General features: G+C 29.6%; 14 protein-coding genes. 6 read left to right on the top strand and 8 right to left on the bottom strand.

The genetic code is table 11. The annotated features are described in order from the left end of the window. Positions 1 to 111 precede the first annotated feature (111 nt). The gene (locus tag FVF61_RS02810; protein WP_148453026.1) at positions 112 to 1149 is read left to right on the top strand and encodes a hypothetical protein; all 1038 of its coding nucleotides are present in this window, start codon (positions 112 to 114) and stop codon (positions 1147 to 1149) included. An 84-nt stretch (positions 1150 to 1233) separates the two neighbouring features. Here the strand turns inward: FVF61_RS02810 and FVF61_RS02815 are convergent, their stop codons facing one another. From FVF61_RS02815 to FVF61_RS02830, 4 genes are read right to left on the bottom strand one after another with little or no spacing between them, the layout of a single operon-like run. Then, on the bottom strand, positions 1234 to 2694 hold the full coding sequence (locus tag FVF61_RS02815) for a lipopolysaccharide biosynthesis protein (protein WP_148453028.1): 1461 nt from the start codon (positions 2692 to 2694) through the stop codon (positions 1234 to 1236). Next, positions 2685 to 3974, bottom strand: a complete 1290-nt coding sequence (locus FVF61_RS02820) for a glycosyltransferase family 4 protein (protein WP_148453030.1) — start codon at positions 3972 to 3974, stop codon at positions 2685 to 2687. Before FVF61_RS02820 ends, FVF61_RS02815 begins: the two co-directional genes overlap by 10 nt. A 26-nt stretch (positions 3975 to 4000) precedes the next feature. After that, a complete protein-coding gene (locus FVF61_RS02825; RefSeq protein WP_148453031.1) occupies positions 4001 to 6430 on the bottom strand; it encodes a YfhO family protein in 2430 nt (809 codons plus the stop codon). 29 nt (positions 6431 to 6459) lie between these two features. Continuing rightward, on the bottom strand, positions 6460 to 6771 hold the full coding sequence (locus FVF61_RS02830) for a DUF4834 family protein (protein ID WP_394348917.1): 312 nt from the start codon (positions 6769 to 6771) through the stop codon (positions 6460 to 6462). Between the two features lie 160 nt (positions 6772 to 6931). Between FVF61_RS02830 and FVF61_RS02835 the strand changes: the two genes are divergently transcribed. Continuing rightward, on the top strand, positions 6932 to 7918 hold the full coding sequence (locus tag FVF61_RS02835) for a transporter (RefSeq protein ID WP_148453033.1): 987 nt from the start codon (positions 6932 to 6934) through the stop codon (positions 7916 to 7918). An 18-nt stretch (positions 7919 to 7936) separates the two neighbouring features. Continuing rightward, complete coding sequence (locus FVF61_RS02840) at positions 7937 to 9058, top strand: GTP cyclohydrolase (RefSeq protein ID WP_148453035.1); 1122 nt, start codon at positions 7937 to 7939, stop codon at positions 9056 to 9058. Between the two features lie 57 nt (positions 9059 to 9115). On the opposite strand, the gene FVF61_RS02845 is transcribed toward FVF61_RS02840, so the two are convergent. The 3 genes from FVF61_RS02845 to FVF61_RS02855 form a co-directional block, all read right to left on the bottom strand. Next, positions 9116 to 10375: an aminotransferase class I/II-fold pyridoxal phosphate-dependent enzyme gene (locus FVF61_RS02845; protein ID WP_148453037.1), complete on the bottom strand. Its 1260-nt coding sequence runs from the start codon at positions 10373 to 10375 to the stop codon at positions 9116 to 9118. Positions 10376 to 10502: 127 nt separating this feature from the next. Beyond that, entirely contained in the window at positions 10503 to 11543 is a 1041-nt protein-coding gene (locus FVF61_RS02850) for a PLP-dependent cysteine synthase family protein (RefSeq protein ID WP_148453039.1), read from the bottom strand. A gap of 74 nt (positions 11544 to 11617) precedes the next feature. After that, positions 11618 to 13678: a S9 family peptidase gene (locus tag FVF61_RS02855; RefSeq protein ID WP_148453041.1), complete on the bottom strand. Its 2061-nt coding sequence runs from the start codon at positions 13676 to 13678 to the stop codon at positions 11618 to 11620. 87 nt (positions 13679 to 13765) lie between these two features. Here FVF61_RS02855 and FVF61_RS02860 point away from each other — a divergent pair, with 87 nt between their 5' ends. Continuing rightward, on the top strand, positions 13766 to 14089 hold the full coding sequence (locus FVF61_RS02860) for a YbaB/EbfC family nucleoid-associated protein (RefSeq protein WP_148453043.1): 324 nt from the start codon (positions 13766 to 13768) through the stop codon (positions 14087 to 14089). A 15-nt stretch (positions 14090 to 14104) separates the two neighbouring features. Here FVF61_RS02860 and FVF61_RS02865 read toward each other — a convergent pair whose 3' ends face one another. After that, a complete protein-coding gene (locus tag FVF61_RS02865; protein WP_148453045.1) occupies positions 14105 to 15130 on the bottom strand; it encodes a threonine aldolase family protein in 1026 nt (341 codons plus the stop codon). 94 nt (positions 15131 to 15224) lie between these two features. On the opposite strand from FVF61_RS02865, the gene prfB reads away from it, so the two are divergent. Further along, positions 15225 to 16332 (top strand): peptide chain release factor 2 gene (gene prfB / locus FVF61_RS02870; RefSeq protein ID WP_148453047.1). Its coding sequence is split into 2 segments (ribosomal slippage): positions 15225 to 15287 and positions 15289 to 16332, totalling 1107 coding nucleotides; the frame shifts between segments, so codons are not numbered across the junction. Between the two features lie 3 nt (positions 16333 to 16335). Next, entirely contained in the window at positions 16336 to 16677 is a 342-nt protein-coding gene (gene arsC, locus FVF61_RS02875) for an arsenate reductase (glutaredoxin) (protein ID WP_148453049.1), read from the top strand. Positions 16678 to 16707: the final 30 nt, after the last annotated feature.

The following is a 16707-nucleotide window of genomic DNA, read 5'->3' on the forward strand; positions in this document are numbered from 1 at the left end:
TAACAGTTAACTATTTTATATTCAGTTATTTATAAATCTATCAAATTAATAAGATAATTTTTGGCATGCTGTTTGTTTTAAATATAGCAAGTTCAATTAAATACAACAATTATGAAAAAATTTATGTTTTTTATTACAGCTCTAGTCCTGGGTGGATTAACTGTTAGTGCGTCAACTACCAACCAACCAAAACAATTTGATAATACAACAACATGGAGTGGTTATGGTAATTCTTTCATATTTGTTGAAAATGGCATTGAGTTTTCAATTTTCCCAGATGGACAATTTGATTTTTACATGCCTTCATACATATCTAATGTTAATGTGTATGTTCCAGGAATAAGTATTAGCTTTAATTCAGGTTATGACTATAATCCATATTTACAATATGATGAATTTGGAGCAGTAATTCAAATAGAACGTGTACCAATCTATTATGATTATTATGGACGAGTTTCAAAAATTGGAAATGTTTTTATAAACTATAACAGTTTTGGTTATGTAACTCAAGTTGGAGGCCTTTTTATTCATTATAATAGGTTTTATAAATATTCTCATTACACAGGATATATAAATGCTTATAACAGATATTATGTTTACAGACCTTGGCATGCTTATTATAGAATTCCAGCTTATAATCATTGTGTGGTTTATCATACTCCTTACAGACAGAATTATGCTCCTAAAAGATATGCATACTCAAAACCTTATGCTAATAATTACAGACGAACAACTGCTGTTGCAAGTAGACGAGGAAACACCATTACTAGACAAAGTGAATTAGCAACAAGACCTAGTTATACAAATAATTCTCCTAGACGAAATATTGAGAATAAACAACCTAGTAGATCAAATAATGTGTCTCAAACCAGAGATCGTTCTCAAGTAAAATCTACTAGATCTAATAATCAATTAGAATCTAAGTCAAGAAAGGTATCAAATGATTCTAAATCACGTAATGTTTCTAATAAAAATTCGACTAGAACTAATAATCAGATAGCTTTTCAAACTAGAAAGCAATCTAATAATGTTAAAACTACTAGGTCTAATGTTAAAAATAATGATATTAAAAAACCAAATAGTAATGAATATCGTAAATATAATAAAGGAAACAAAGAAATAGCTTCAAACACTAGAAGCAAAAGATAATTAAATTTTGGTTGGTTAGTTGGAAAGTCCTACGAGTAGTTTGCCTCAAAGCAACATCGTGGGATTTTCTCATTTTATAAGGTTCTATTTTTTTCTAGACAAAATTTTATTCAGCAAATTAGATATATCTTCTGATAGATGAAAAGTATAAATAACTAAACCAAAACTTACCGTTATAAGCATAGATTTTAAAGCAATATTAATAACTGGATGAAACGAAAAATCCCAGAAATAAAACACACCTATACATATTAATATTAACAATACTACTTTTATTGTATTAATTGTAAATGGCAGTATTTTAAATTTAATATATACAAATCCTATTTTTGCAAAATTGTATAAAGTTATAGCTATAAACGTGGCAAAAGCAGCTCCATTTATACCATACAATGGAATAAAAATAATATTTAATACAATAGTTAAAACAGCAAGTAAAACACCTAAAATTAATACCATTCTGTAATAATCACTATTAAAGAGAATGGCATTATTATTACCAAGAACACTATCAAATAGTTTGGTTAAACTAATAACAAATACTACAACTAATCCGTCGATATAACTTTCATTTATTAATTTATAAAGCTCATTAATATTTAAAATAATTAAAAGAAAAATGAACCCACTTACTATAAAAAGTGTTAATGAGCTTTTTTGATAGAGTATTTTTAAATCTGTTTTATTTTTTTCATTTAAAAGCTTAGCTGTCAACGGATTTACTATTTGAAACATAGAACGATATGGAACACCAATAACTGTAGCAATATATATTGCTACTCCATAATAAGCCACATTCTCAATAGCTACATATCTATTAATCATAAACTTATCAATTTCCAAAATGATATTTGCTACAGACCCTGCAATTATTATTAACGTAGTATATTTTAAAATTCCGACAAGATTTGGAATTCTATCAAATTTAAATTTTGGAAAACGAAGGCTAAATGCATAGAGTTTCATAAGTATCATTCGTATCAGGTAAACTCCAACTACACTATATATAAACTGATTAACTGTTAGGTGCCCAGCGTTTAACATAAGTAACAAAATTGTAGTAGCTAGTCTATGAAACACTTCTTTCATAAAGTTTCCAAATACTGTTTGCATTTGTACTTTAGACCAAGCATAGAAAATCTCGAAATATGCGAATGTTATAGCTGCTATATAAATCAACCACACATAGTCGACAATAATAATATTATCTCCAGCCAACCAAGTGCTAATAAAATTAAATGCGAAATGACCTATTAATCCAAAAGGAATAATCACCAATAAAGGCAAGAATAACATTAAGGTTAAAAAGCTATTTTGAGACTGTTTTGTTTTAAATGACGAGTAAAATTTAACGATGGTGTTATGCACACCAAACGCCATTAAAGGCATCATGATGTTTGCTGTAGAAAGTAAATAACTTACCAATCCAAAATACTCATCACTTAAAAAAGAAGTATATAAAAACAAGACGTTAATTGCTCCAACACCAAAACCTATATACGTTACAACCGTATTTTTTATGGACTGATTAACAACTACTCCCATTGTAGTAATTTAGATAATTTTTCGGTTAGTGCTTTCCTACTATATTTTTGTAATCCAATGGCATTTGATTTTAAATCACCATTTACAAAAGATTTATAATGATTTAAAATAACATTTTTCAAAGCATCATGATTGTGGTAATTTAAATAGTTTCCTGTATTGGTTTCTTTTATAAGAGATTCTACATCTGAATCTTTTGGGCCAATTGCAATAATAGGCCTATTTGAAACCATATATTCAAATAATTTTCCAGGAATAATACATTTAGTTTCTTCTGAATCTATTTCGATCAACAATAATATTTGAGATTTTTTTTGAAATTTAATCGCTTCATTATGTGTTACATAACTATGATTATATGTATAATTACTTAAGCCATAAGATTTAATCGATTTTAGAACATCTTCACTTATAGATCCAACAAAATGAAGCTCTAAATCTTGAGCAAAATTTTCATTCTCATCAACCAATTCTTTTAAAACTTGCCATAGAATTTCTGGATTTCTTCTTGAAAGTAAAGATCCAATATGAGCCAATGTAAATTTTCTATCTAACTCAGGGATCTTATCTGAGGAAACATCGTAACCATTTGTTATAACTTCAATTGGCTTATTTGTAATTTTAGAAAACTCATTTTTAGTTACTTCACTTGTAACAATAATTATATCTGAAGCTTGCAATACTTTCTTTTCTAATACTTTGTGTTTATTCTTAGCTAATAAAGTTAATTTTAATTGTTTATGATATCCTATGGTTGTCCAAGGATCTCTAAAATCTGAAATCCACTTAACACTAGTACTTTTTTGTAAAGCTAAACCTATTAAATGTAAACTATGAGGTGGTCCAGTAGTAATAACAGTCTTAATATCGTAATCCTGTATATATGTATCCAAATATTGAACCGATGGTTTGATCCATTTTTTTCTGGCATCTGGAATAAAAAAATTGCCTCTTACAAATAGCATCAATTTTTCTACAATAGTCTGTTTCTTTTTTTCAGAAATAATACCTTTACTTATAGTTTTCGATTTCTTTTTAGATAAAAAACCTGCAAATTTATAAGGCTCTTTAATTGGTTGTTTTAAAATGGTAAGATCTTCTGAAATATCTTGAATTAAACTTTCGTCTACAATTGGATAATTTGGGTTTGAAGGAATATAAACAATTGGTTCAATATCGAACTCAGGCAGATATTTTACAAATTTTAACCAACGCTGCACACCTGGACCTCCAGCTGGTGGCCAATAATAAGTGATGATAAGAACCTTAGTTTTAGACATTATTTATATAAAAGAGATAGTATTTACTATTCTTTTTTCTTAAAATTATAGAATAATCCTCCTAAAAGTAACAAGATAAATAAAAATGAACTTGCTAATACAATCGTACTACCTGTTTTAATTACTTGGGGTTCAAATTTAAATTCTACAACATGTTGCCCAGCTGGAATATTCATACCTCGTAAAACATAATTTACTCTGGTATGAGGAGTTAATTGTCCATCTATGTAAGCATTCCAGCCACTTTCATAATAAATTTCTGAAAACACAACAAAACCATCAACTGCATTTGAAGACTTATATTTTATATAATTTGGCTGATATGTTTCAACAGTTATGGTTGCAGAAGAATCAATCATAATGTCTTCTTTTAAATAAGAAGCATACTTGTTATTAGATATCATAACAGCAATTCGCTTTGTATCTAAGCTATCTAAAGCAAGTATTTCTTCGTTTGAAGAATTTACATACTTTATATCTTCAATATACCATGCATTTCCATTAGCTTCTGTGTTTTGATAAGGATAAGGATTTCCTTCTTCATCATCTGCTATAATATATTTTGTGTTTAACATGTTCAACACATTGATGTTGTTTTTAGATATATGAAAATCATATAATTCATCAAATCTTTTCAACTTAGCTGCATGATATCCACTTAAAGAATTATGAAAATAAGAGGCTTTTGCAGGAGTTCTGGAAAATAAATCGAATACTCTAAAATATTCAGGATCTTCCATTATAGCTTTATCAACTTCTGTTGCCTGATATGGCTTATTCATTTTAATTGAAGGAACAAAATCATCATTATTAACATATCTTCTATCCACACCAATTAAATCGAACAGGATTAAAACTGTAAATGCTATTATAACTTTTGTTTCAGAAAGTTTCTTTTTAATAAACATATAAATAATTCCTGAAGAAAGTAATACTAACACAAGTGTTCTTAAGGTATCTTCAGTGAAAAAAGTTTTCCTGTCTGAAATAAGAGCATCCATAAATTGTTGACCATAATTCTGACGATAAAAACCATCATTACCACCAATAAAATTAAACAATGAAGATTTAAATAATAGAAAAACAACTGCCAAACCAGCAGTAATACAAACTGTATATTTTAAAGCTTTAAACTTTTCTTCGTCTTTTATAAAATTGTTGAACAACCTTACAAGACCAAAAACTGCTAAAACAGGAATACACAATTCTAATATAACTTGAATTGAGCTAACTGCTCTAAACTTATTATATAATGGTACATAATCTATAAAAAAGTCTGTGATAAATTTAAAAGGTTGACTGTCTCCATAAGATAAGATTAAAGACATCAAAGAGCCACCAACTAGCCACCATTTTAAACGACCCTTTACAAGGAATAAAGCAAAAACAAATAAGAATATAACAACGGCTCCAACATAAGCTGGTGCTTCTACAATAGTCTGTTCTCCCCAATATGTAGGTGTTTGTTTAGCATATTCTTTTGCTTCTAAAGGAGGAACACCTTGTTTTAAAAAGAATTGATACGATTCTGATTTTTTACCAACATCTTCATGACTTCCTCCTCCTAGAAATCTTGGTATATATAAATTAAATGTTTCTAGAATGCCATAACTATATTCTGTTATATAATCTCTATCTAATCCGGAAGATATTTCTTTAAGAGAACCATCTGGGTTAACAGTTAACTCACTTGGTCCACGATTACTTTCTTTTGCATATTCTTGAGTTGCTAGTATATTGGTAGCATTAAGTCCGATAGCCAATATAACAGCTAAAATTAAAACTCCAACTGCTTTAAAATAATGTCTTAATTCCTTCTTTTTATAAGCATCATATAAATATGCAAAACCTAAAACAAGAACTAAAAAGAATAAATAATAGGTCATTTGAAAGTGGTTAGCCACTAATTCTAATGCCATTGCAATTGTTGTAAGCAAAAACCCAAAAATATATCGCTTTTGAAAAGCTATTAAGATTCCACTTAAAACCAATGGCATATAAGCAATTGCATGTGCTTTAGCATTGTGTCCTACTCCAAGAATAATAATGAGATAGGTTGAAAACCCAAAGGCAAGCGCTCCTAGAGCTGCTAATTTAAAATCTACTTTTAAAACAAGTAATAAAATGTAAAATCCTAAAAAATATAAAAAAAGATAATCGGCTGGTCTAGGTAAGAACCTTAAGGTTAAATCTAATTTTTTAATATAGTTATTTGGATAATGCGCACCTAGTTGATAAGTAGGCATCCCTCCAAAAGCACTATTTGTCCAATAGGTTTCTTCTCCAGTTTCTTGTTTAAAGTCTGTTTGCTGCTTAGACATACCAATATAGTGAACAATATCACTTTGATAAATGGCTTTACCTTTTAAAACGGGACTAAAATAAGCTAATGATATAATTATAAATCCTACTAAAACTAGGATATGAGGAAGGAATTTTTTAATTGAAAATAACATGAAATTGTATTAAACTTTGAAAGCGAAAATTAATCAATTTCTTCGTAATCTACATATTCACCAACCTTTTTATTTGAAGATCTTGTTTTTGGAGCCTTATCAATTGTCACTTCACCTTCTTTAGTTTGTTCTTGTTTAGGACTTTGATATTGCCCAAATTGGCTTCCAAAACGTTCTTCAGCTTTTTTAGCAACATATTTCATTAAATATGGAGCAAAAATTCTAGAAAGTATTTTTATGCCATAATATATTAATAGAATGATTAAAATAACTCTTAAAACTCCTGTTATAGATGCATACTGTAGCATAAATGTAATTTTAAACAAAAATACAAATCTCATTTTTTAAAATCTGTAATAAATACTTAAAAAAAATATAAAATCAATATATTTGATTCGAACAAAATAGCAATCAAAGAGTACGATTCATTTTTTTAATATAGTATTTATTTATTAAGACTTTTGGATAAATGTGCTTCAAATCAAAAAAAACATTTTACATATGAAATCATTAAAAACTTATGTATTATTAATTGCTTTAACCTTTTCATATCAAGGATATTCACAATACACCGAAGTAATTAACTCTAATAGGCCTGGAGTTTCACAAAGTGCTTTTTCTGTTGGAACAAATGTTATTCAATTTGAAGGTGGTCCATACATGTTAAACGAAAATCATAATTTATTGGATAGAGAAGATAAAAGTTATGGGATTGATTTTACTGTAAGATATGGTTTATTGTGGCCTCAATTAGAGCTTAATTTACAAACTACGTTTCAATCAACTAATAGAACTTATACGAATACCGTTCCAAATGAAGATTCTTTTAGTAATTTCAAAACATTAACCCTTGGAGCTAAATATTTAGTTTACGATCCTTTTAAAAATGCTGAAGAAGAAAAACCAAATTTATATAGCTGGAAAGCTAACCACAGTTTTAAATGGAAATATTTAATTCCAGCAGTAGCAGTATATGCTGGAGCAAACTACGATACAACAGATAACCCATTTACAGCTTCTGGTGTTGAAGGAATTAGTCCGAAAATAGCTATTGCAACACAAAACAACTTTTCTGGTGGTTGGGTTTTTGTAATGAATTTTATAAAAGATCGAATTGGAACAGATCAATCTGACTTTACTTTTATATTAACACTAACAAAATCTATTACAGATCAATGGGCAGTTTTTGCTGAATCTCAAAATATAAGTAGCGACTTTTATGCTGATAATTTAATTCGTTTTGGTGGTGCTTATTTATGGAGCAAGAATTTACAATTAGACACTGCTTTCACATTCAATACAAAAGATACTCCATCTGTTTTTGCTGTTACTTTAGGAGCATCTTATCGATTAGATTTCCATAAAGACAAAGAAGAAAAGGATGGTACTTCTGCAGAAGAAGAACTTGAAAGACAAGAGAATAAAGCTAGAGGAGAGAAAAAAAACAAACGTAAAAAAGAAGACGTAGACTTTGATTCTGATAATTAAATTGATGTTTTTTAACCTATGATTACACTTAAAGAAGTAACAAATAAGAAAGAATTAAAAACGTTTGTAACATTTCCATTTCAATTATATAAAAACTCAAAATATTGGGTACCTCCTATTATTTCAGATGAGATGGCTACACTTAGCAAAGATAAAAATCCAGCGTTTCTTCATGCAGATGCGCATTTTTTCTTAGCTTATAAAGATGAAACTATTGTTGGACGAGTAGCAGCCATAATAAATTGGACGGAAATTAATAAACAACATGTCAAGAAAATGCGTTTTGGTTTTTTTGACACTATTGATGACATTGAAGTTTCTAAAACTTTACTAGATAAAATTACTGAAATAGGCAAAAAACATGACTTAGAATTTGTTGAAGGCCCTGTTGGGTTTTCAAATTTAGATAAAAATGGGGCTTTAACCTTTGGTTTCGATCACATTGGTACCATGGCAACTTGGTACAACTATCCTTATTATATTACTCATTTTGAAGAATTAGGATTTTTACCAGAAAAAGAATATGTAGAAAATAAATTTTTATTTAAAACAATTCCATTAGAACGATTTACAAGAGTTAATGCAATAATAACTAAGCGTTTTAAGTTAAGAGCAAGTAAATTCACGAAAACAAAAGAAATTATTCCACATATAGATAGTATGTTCGATTTGTTCAATAAATCGTATTCAAAATTATCAACTTTTGTACCTGTTTCTGATGCCCAAAGAGATTATTTTAAACAAAAATTTATCAATTTTATTAATCCAGAATACATTAAATTTGTATTTGATGAAAATGACAAGATGGTGGCATTTGCTATAGTTTTACCATCATTTTCAGAAGCATTACAAGAAGTAAAAGGTAAATTATTCCCTTTTGGTTTTTTAAAATTGCTTAAAGCTAAGAAAAATAGCAAAACAGTTTTATTCTATTTAATTGGTGTAGAACCACAATATCAGAACAAAGGTGTTACTGCTATTATTTTTAATGAGTTTTATGAAACGTTTAAAAAACAAGACATCGAAACTTGTATTCGACTACCTGAATTAGCTAATAATTTAGCTTCACAACAAATCTGGAAAGATTTTGATTGTGAAACCATAAAACGAAGAAAAACATTTAGAAAAGAATTAAACTAAAAAAGCCGATTGAATATTTTCAATCGGTTTTTTTTAAAAATTTCATATATACTTTTTTTATTTATCCATTGCTGCAGTTACAGCAGCTGATAATCTTTTATAAGTTCCATTAACCAATCTTTCTCTAATAGCATCAAAAGCATCCAGAGTTTCGGTAACATCTTCTAAAGTATGTGTAGCTGTAGGTATTAAACGCAATAAAATTAATCCTTTTGGAATAACAGGATATACCACTATAGAACAGAAAATACCATAATTTTCTCTTAAGTCTCTTACTAAAGCCATAGCTTCTGGAATACTTCCTTCAAGATAAACTGGTGTAACACAACTTTGTGTGGTTCCAATATCAAAACCTCTAGCTTTTAATCCAGATTGTAAAGCGTTGGTATTTTCCCAAAGTTTGTTTTTTAACTCTGGCATGGTTTTTAACATGTCTAAACGCTTTAAAGCACCAACAACCAATTGCATTTGCAAAGATTTTGCAAACATCTGTGAACGTAAGTTATACTTTAAGTAATCTATAATTTCTTTATCAGCAGCAATAAATGCTCCTGTACTTGCTAAAGATTTTGCAAACGTTGCAAAATATACATCTATACCATCTTGAACGCCTTGTTCCTCTCCTGCTCCTGCTCCTGTTTCACCAAGAGTTCCAAAACCATGAGCATCATCAACAAAAAATCGGAAATTAAATTTTTCTTTAAGTTTCACAATTTCTTTTAATCGACCTTGTTCACCTCTCATACCAAAAACACCTTCAGAAATAACTAAAATACCTCCTCCAGTTTGTTCTGCCATTTTAGTAGCTCTTTCTAGATTCTTTTCTAAGCTATCAATGTCGTTGTGCTTGTAAGTAAAACGTTTACCCATGTGTAGACGAACACCATCAATAATACAAGCATGTGCATCTACATCATATACAATAATATCATCTTTTGCTACTAAGGCATCTATGGTAGAAACCATACCTTGGTACCCAAAGTTAAGTAAATAGGCAGCTTCTTTGTTAACAAATGCTGCTAATTCGTTTTGAAGTTTTTCATGTAAATCTGTGTGACCAGACATCATACGTGCTCCCATTGGATATGCAGAACCGTAATCTGCTCCAGCTTGAGCATCAACTTTTCTAACTTCTGGGTGATTTGCTAAACCTAAATAATCATTAATACTCCAAGTTATGACATCTTTCCCTTGGAATTTCATTCTGTTAGATATTTCACCTTCTAATTTAGGAAACACAAAATAACCTTCAGCTTGAGAAGCCCATTTCCCAAGTGGTCCTTTATCTCTATAAATTTTATCGAATAAGTCTTTCATATAAGCTATTAATCGTAGTTGATTCGTGCAAAATTAGATATTTATATGTTTACAACATAATCTTTTTATGCACTATTATTAAAAAATTAGGAAATTGAAAGAAATTACCTAATTAATTGTGATGAATTTATTTTATAATTTGAATACTTTCTGAAGCTTCTTCATAAATACTGTCGAAGAAACCTTGATCATTCATCCATTTGTCGCTATAAATTTTACTCATATAACGAGAACCATGATCAGGAAATACGACAACTACGTTAGAATCTTTAGTAAAAGTTTCTTCTTCATTTAATTGCTTTAAGGCTTGCATAGCAGCTCCAGAAGTATAACCAACAAAAAGTCCTTCTTTATTAGCTATTTCTCTAGCAGTATGAGCACTTTCTTCATCTGTAACTTTTACAAATTCATCTATAACTTCAAAATTTGTTGCTGTAGGAATTAGATTTTTACCTAAGCCTTCAATTCTATATGGATAAATTTCTTTTTCATCAAACTCTCGAGTTTCATGATATTTCTTAATCACAGAACCATAAGCATCAACACCTATGACTTTAATGTCTGGATTTTGTTCTTTTAAGTATTTACCAATACCAGAAATAGTTCCACCTGTACCACTACATGCTACTAAATGAGTAATTTTTCCATCCGTTTGATTCCAAATTTCTGGACCTGTAGAATGGTAATGTGCATCAATATTCAATTCGTTAAAATATTGATTGATATATACAGAACCTTCCGTTTCTTCATGAAGTCTTTTTGCTACTTCATAATAAGATCTTGGATCGTCTGCAGAAACATGTGCTGGGCAAACATAAACCTGTGCTCCCATGGTTTTAAGCATGTCTATTTTATCTGCTGATGATTTAGAACTTACAGCAAGAATACATTTGTAACCTTTAATGATACTAACCATTGCAATACTGAAACCAGTGTTACCAGAAGTCGTTTCAACAATAGTGTCGCCAGGTTTTAAAATACCTTTTTTTTCTGCTTGCTCAATAATATATAAAGCAATTCGATCTTTAGAAGAATGTCCTGGATTAAAGGCCTCTACTTTTGCAAAGTAGTTACCTTTAAAAGAAGAAGTTATTTTATTAAGCTTAATTAGAGGTGTGTTACCTACTAACTCTAAAACATTATTAAAAACTTTTTTATTATTTTCCATACATGTTATTTAAAAGCTACTACAATATAATTTATAGTTTCTTAAAACCTTGCAAAAATACATAAATTATTTTATTAATAGGTAATTCCTTCTAAATCCAATATAAAAGCATATTCTAAAGCAACTTCTTTTAAACTTTCAAATCTTCCGGAAGCACCTCCATGACCAGAATCCATGTCTGTATGAAGCAATAAAATATTATTATCTGTTTTATATTCTCGTAGTTTTGCCACCCATTTTGCTGGTTCCCAGTATTGTACTTGAGAATCGTGCAATCCTGTAGTTACTAGAATATTTGGGTAGTTTTGTTTAGATACGTTATCATATGGTGAATAAGATTTCATATAATCATAATATTCTTTTTCGTTTGGATTTCCCCATTCGTCATATTCACCAGTTGTTAATGGAATGGTGTCATCAAGCATGGTAGTTACAACATCTACAAATGGAACTACCGCTAAAATACCATGATATAATTCTGGATTAAGATTAATAACAACTCCCATTAAAAGTCCTCCAGCTGAACCTCCATAGGCATACAAATGTTTTTCTGAGGTATATTTTTTTTCAATTAAATGTTTAGAACAATCTATAAAATCGAAATACGTATTCATTTTTGATAATAGCTTTCCGTTTTCGTACCAATCTCGTCCTAAATATTCTCCTCCTCTAATATGTGCAATTGCATAAATAAAACCTCTATCTAATAAACTTAATCTGACACTTGAAAAATAAGGATCGATAGTAGATCCATAAGAGCCATAAGCGTAAAGTAATAACGGGTTTCCTGAATCTTTCTTTAAATCTTTTCTATAAACTAGAGAAACTGGCACTTTAACACCATCACGAGCTCCAACCCATATTCTTTCTGAAGCATAGTTCTCTTTATTAAAATTTTTATCTAAAACTTCCTGTTCTTTTTTAATTTCATGAGCTTTAGTCTTAAAATTATAATCGATAACAGAACTTGGAGTAGTTAATGAATTAAAAGAATAACGCAAAGAATCACTATTAAAATCAGGATTATTTCCTGTATAAGCTGTGTAAGTTTCACTATTAAATGGTAAATAATAATCTTCTTTACCATCCCAACTCATAATTCGGAGTTTATTCAAACCTTGTTCTCTTTCACTTACAACTAAATAATCTTTAAATATTTCAATATCTTCTAACAAAACATCTTTTCTGTGTGGCAATAAATCTTGCCAATATCTACTTTCTGTTTTTGTTTCACTTGATTTTTGAAGTTTAAAATTATATGCATCCTCTTTATTTGTAAGAATATAAAAACTATCACTATAATGTGCAATAGCATACTCTTCTCCTCTTTTTCTTTTGCTGAATAATTTAAATTCTTCATTTGGCGTATTTGCATCTAAAATACGGTATTCTGAAGTTAATGTACTCGAAGAGCCTATTACTATATACTTTCTTGACTTTGTTTTATAAACAAACGTATTAAATGTTTCGTCTGTTTCATGAAAAACTTCAGTATCTTTTTCTACTTTATCATGTAGTTTATGTTTGAAAATTTTATGCGATCGAAGCGTTAATTCATCTTTACGAGAATAAAAAATAGTTTCATTATCGTTTGCCCAAGTGACACTTCCAGTAGTGTTTAGTATTTCTTCAGGATATATTTCACCTGTAACTAAATTCTTAATCTGAATTATATATTGTCTTCTACTAACAGTATCTGTAGAAAATGCAGCAAGTTTATTATCTGGACTTATTGAAATACTTCCTAAATTAAAATAGGAATGCTCTTTTGCCATAACATTACAATCAAAAAGTAATTCTTCGGAAGCTTCTATAGTGTCTTTTTTTCTTGCATAAATAGGATAATCTTTACCTTTTTCGAAACGTGTTATATACCAATAACCATTTAATTTATAAGGAACAGATTGATCGTCTTCTTTTATTCTAGCTTTCATTTCTTCAAACAATTCTTTCTGAAACCCTTCTGTATGTTTCATCATTTGTTTGGTATAGTTATTTTCGGCATTCAAATAATCTAAAACTTCCTGATCTTCTCTATTATTTAACCAATAGTAATTATCAATACGTACATCGTTATGTGCAACAAGTTCTTTTTGTACTTTTTTTGCCTTAGGAGGGAAAATTTTGTTTTTCAAAAGAGAAAAATTTTTTTAACTGAATTATTAACGTCAAAAATATGAAAATTAAATAGCTTTGTACTGTAATTGAAAAATATAAAAATTATGTTCGGAGATCTTATGGGAATGATGGGAAAACTTAAAGAAACCCAAAAAAAAGTTGAAGAAACTAAAAAACGATTGGATACTGTTTTAATTGACGAAAATAGCAGTGATAATAAATTAAAAATAACCCTAACTGCTAATCGAACCATTAAATCTATTTCTGTTGATGAAAGTCTTTTACAAGACAAAGAAGAATTAGAAGACTACCTAATTTTAACACTTAACAAAGCTATTGAACGTGCTACTCAAATAAATGAAGCTGAATTGGCTGCTGTGGCAAAAGATGGCATGCCAAATATTCCAGGAATGGATTTGTTTAAATAAAATAATGTAATGTAACTATAATTTTATAGCTTTCAATACACTTAAAAAAGAATCATGCATCAAATCTGTATAATCCAAATGTGTTACTATTCTTAATTTTCCTTGTCCCATCCCACTTAAACGAATATTTTTTTCTTGTAGTTTATTTAAGAATTTAGGTTCATCTGTTTTATTCTGCAATTCGAAAATAATAATGTTAGTCTCAACTGGCTCAACTTTTTTAATAAAAGGTAATTCATTTAAAACCTGACCTATTTCTTTTGCTTTTTTATGATCTTCAGCCAATCTCTCAACATGATTATCTAAAGCATATATTCCAGCAGCAGCTAAATATCCAACCTGTCTCATGCCACCACCAAGAATTTTCCTGATTCTAATAGCATGTTGCATGATAGTTTCATCTCCAATTAGCACAGATCCTATTGGACAACCCAAACCTTTACTCAAACACACAGAAATCGTATCGAATAAATTACCATAGTCTTTTGCAGTTTCCTTTTTTGCAACTAAAGCATTCCAAATTCTTGCTCCATCTAAATGATAGCCTAAATTATGAGTATTACAAACCGATTTTATCTTTTTCATCTCCTCAAAATCCCAACAAGAACCTCCTCCTCTGTTTGCCGTATTTTCAACTTCAACCAATGCAGTTAAAGGACTGTGGTAAAAGTCTGGTGGATTTATGGCTTCAACAACCTGTTCTGCCGTAAACATGCCTCTATGTCCTTGAAGAAGCTTGCAGGAAACACCACTATTAAAAGAAGCTCCACCACCTTCATAATTATAAATATGAGCATCTTTATCACAAATTACCTGATCTCCTGGATTTGTATGCAGTTTTATGGCTGTTTGGTTAGCCATGGTTCCTGTAGGAAAAAACAAGGCTTTTGGTTTACCAAACATCTTGGCAAGTCGTTCTTCAAGTACATTAACTGTTGGGTCTTCTTTATATACATCGTCACCAACTTTAGCTTGAATCATAGCTTCCAACATACCTTTTGTAGGCTTAGTAACTGTATCGCTTCTTAAATCTATTATCATTAAAATTATTTTAAAGTATAAAACTATAAAATTAAATCAAGTTAAATTTTATCTGCCAATTATAAATTTTACTTTTGTGAAAAATAATTGAATTATGATTACTTCAGATCAAATTAAAGATCTTAATAAACGTCTAAGTGCGCTTAGACAATATCTTTGACATAGATGCCAAACTCATTGAAATTCAAAACGAAGAAGAACAAACCTTTTCTCCTACGTTTTGGGACGATTCTACTGCAGCAGAAATTGTCATGAAATCCCTTCGAACCAAAAAGAAATGGGTTGAAGATTTCCAAAAAGCAAAATCACTTGTAGAAGAACTAGAAATTATTTACGAATTTTTTAAAGAAGGCGAATCCACACAGGAAGATTTAGAAAACAGTTTTGATAAAGCTACCGAATTAATAGAAGATTTAGAGTTTAAAAACATGCTTTCTGAAGAAGGAGACAGTTTAAGTGCTGTGTTACAAATTACTGCTGGTGCAGGTGGAACCGAAAGTTGCGATTGGGCAAACATGCTTATGCGCATGTACTTGATGTTTGCAGAAAAAAGTGGTTTTAAAGTTAAAGAACTTAATTACCAAGAAGGTGATGTAGCTGGTATAAAAACAGTGACTTTAGAAATTGAAGGCGATTATGCCTTTGGTTGGCTGAAAGGTGAAAATGGCGTACATAGATTGGTACGTATTTCTCCTTTTGATAGCAATGCCAAACGTCATACTAGTTTTGCTTCAGTGTATGTATATCCATTGGTTGATGATACCATAGAAATTGACATTAATCCTACAGACATAGAAATTACAACAGCTCGTTCTAGTGGAGCAGGTGGACAAAATGTCAATAAAGTAGAAACAAAAGTTCAGTTAACCCATAAACCAACTGGCATTCAAATTTCGTGTTCAGAGACACGTTCGCAACATGACAACAGAGCACGTGCTTTACAAATGTTAAAATCTCAATTATATGAAATTGAATTGAGTAAACAATTAGCACAACGAGAAGATATTGAAGCTGAGAAAATGAAGATTGAATGGGGAAGTCAGATTAGAAATTATGTGATGCATCCTTATAAACTAGTTAAAGATGTTCGATCTGGACACGAAACCGGAAATGTAGATGCAGTTATGGATGGATATATTGAACCTTTCTTAAAAGCTTATTTAATGATGATGGGACAAAAAACAGAAGAAAAAACCTTATAAACTATGATTAAAATTTATCACAATCCTAGATGTAGTAAATCTAGAAATGGATTAGAAATAATTAAAGAATCTGGAAAAAACTTTGAAATTGTATCTTATTTAGAAAATACACCTTCCAAAGAAGAGTTAAAACAACTTTTAAATCTCTTAAACATAAATGCCGAAAGTTTAATAAGAAAAAACGAAGCTGTCTGGAAAGAAAATTTTAAAGGAAAGGATTTAACCGAAGAGCAACTTATAGAGGCTATGGTAAAATTTCCAAAGTTAATTGAAAGGCCTATAGTAACTAATGGAAAAAAAGCAGTTATTGGCAGACCTCCTGAAAAAATTTCAGAAATAATATAAAGTCTTTAAAGCTTCAAATACCTAGGTTTT

The sequence above is a fragment of the Xanthomarina maritima genome (assembly GCF_008084905.1).
In the GTDB taxonomy this organism is placed as follows: Bacteria; Bacteroidota; Bacteroidia; order Flavobacteriales; family Flavobacteriaceae; genus Xanthomarina; species Xanthomarina maritima.